The following is a 2134-nucleotide window of genomic DNA, read 5'->3' as shown; positions in this document are numbered from 1 at the left end:
GGTGTTGGAGGTCTTATGGAGCGCAGCTCTCTAGCCGTTATTCTCGCAGCGGGCGACAGCACGCGCATGAAATCGTCGAAATCCAAGGTGCTGCATCCGGTCGCCGGGCGTCCGATGATCAGCCATGTGGTTGAGGCGGTGGCTGGATCTGGCGTCGGCACGGTGGCGCTGGTGGTCGGGCGCGATGCCGACAATGTCGCTGCTGCCGCAAGCATGAAGGGTCTTCAGGTCGAAGCTTTCCTGCAGACGGAACGCAAGGGCACCGGCCATGCGGTTCTTGCCGCACGCGCAGCCATCGAACGCGGTTTCGACGATCTCATCGTTGCCTATGGCGATGTCCCGCTCATCACGTCTGCAACGCTCGACCGGGCGCGTGAGGCGATTGCCGCCGGCGCCGATGTCGCCGTCATCGGTTTCCATACCGATCGCCCGACCGGTTACGGCCGGCTTCTGGTCAAGGATGGCGAACTTGTCGCTATCCGCGAGGAGAAGGATGCGACCGATGCGGAGCGTAAGGTTACCTGGTGCAATAGCGGATTGATGGCCATCAACGGCCGCAACGCGCTGGACCTGCTCGACCGGATCGGCAACAGCAATGTGAAGGGCGAATATTATCTGACCGATGTGGTCGAGATCGCCCGTTCCCTCGGCCGCCGCGCCGTCGCCATCGATGCGCCCGAAGCCGAGCTGGTCGGCTGTAACAACCGCGCCGAACTGGCCTTTATCGAGAAGCTCTGGCAGGAACGTCGCCGCCACGAATTGATGGTGGACGGCGTTTCGATGATTGCGCCCGAAACCGTCTTCCTCTCCTATGACACGAAGATCGGTCAGGACGTTTTGATCGAACCGAATGTCGTCATCGGTCCCGGCGTCACCATCGAGCCGGGCGCCATCATCCATGCGTTTTCGTATCTGGAAGGGGCGCATGTCGCCGAAGGTGCGGCCGTCGGCCCCTATGCGCGGCTGCGTCCGGGCGCGAACCTTCATGCCAATGCCAAGGTGGGCAATTTCTGCGAGGTCAAGAAGGCGGAGATCGGTGAGGGCGCCAAGGTCAACCATCTGACCTATATCGGCGATGCATTCATCGGCGCGGGCAGCAATATCGGTGCGGGCACCATCACCTGCAATTACGACGGCTACAACAAGGCTGAGACGCGCATTGGCGCCAACAGCTTCATTGGCTCGAACTCGTCGCTGGTTGCACCTGTCACCATTGGCAAGGGTGCCTATATCGCTTCCGGCAGCGTCATTACCGATGACGTGCCTGAAGATGCGCTGGCTTTCGGGCGCGCACGCCAGGAGGTGAAACCCGGTCGCGCGACGGTGGTGCGCGAGCGGGCGAAGGCGTTGAAGGAAGCGAAGAAAAAGTCGTCCTGACGGACGTTACCAAACGATACCGAAAGTGACCGGCGCCATAATTGCGGATTGTTCGGGAACGGTTAGTAGTTTCGGCGAAGAGATCGCCGGTGGAGAAATATATGTGCGGAATTGTCGGAATTGTCGGAACCCAGCCCGTTGCTGAACGGCTTGTCGATGCGCTGAAGCGTCTCGAATATCGCGGTTACGATTCGGCTGGTGTCGCCACCATCGACAATGGCGCGATGGACCGTCGCCGGGCGGAAGGCAAGCTGTTCAACCTGGAGAAGAGACTTTCGGAAGAGCCGCTGCCGGGCGTGGTCGGCATCGCTCACACCCGCTGGGCGACGCACGGTGTTCCCAACGAAACCAATGCCCATCCGCATTTCGTCGATGGCGTTGCCGTCGTCCATAACGGCATCATCGAAAACTTCGCGGAACTGCGTGAAGAGCTGACCGCCGGGGGCGCGACCTTCACCACCCAGACCGACACCGAGGTGGTGGCGCAGCTTCTGGCAAAGTATACCGGCGAGGGTCTTGCCCATCGCGAGGCGATGCTGAAGATGCTGAACCGCGTGACGGGCGCCTATGCTCTGGTGGTGATGTTCAAGGACGATCCCGGCACGCTGCTTTCGGCGCGCTCCGGCCCGCCGCTTGCCGTTGGTTACGGTCGGGGCGAAATGTTCCTTGGTTCCGACGCCATCGCGCTGTCGCCCTTCACCAATGAGATCACCTATCTGGTGGATGGCGACTGCGCCATCGTGACCCGGCAGGGTGC

At 61.4% G+C, this 2134-nt stretch carries 1 protein-coding gene and 1 pseudogene; both read left to right on the top strand.

Going from position 1 to position 2134, the window contains the following annotated elements; translation table 11 throughout:
- The first annotated feature begins 15 nt into the window (after positions 1-15).
- Entirely contained in the window at positions 16-1377 is a 1362-nt protein-coding gene (glmU, locus tag BTE54_RS11080) for a bifunctional UDP-N-acetylglucosamine diphosphorylase/glucosamine-1-phosphate N-acetyltransferase GlmU (RefSeq protein ID WP_078052488.1), read from the top strand.
- A 101-nt stretch (positions 1378-1478) separates the two neighbouring features.
- Positions 1479-2134: pseudogene (locus tag BTE54_RS11075) on the top strand (glutamine--fructose-6-phosphate aminotransferase); the annotation flags it as partial.

This window comes from Agrobacterium sp. YIC 4121 (assembly GCF_002008205.1).
Classification (GTDB): Bacteria; Pseudomonadota; Alphaproteobacteria; order Rhizobiales; family Rhizobiaceae; genus Agrobacterium; species Agrobacterium leguminum.
The sequence above is the reverse complement of the archived record's forward strand: the minus strand, read 5'-3'. Positions and strand labels throughout refer to the sequence as shown.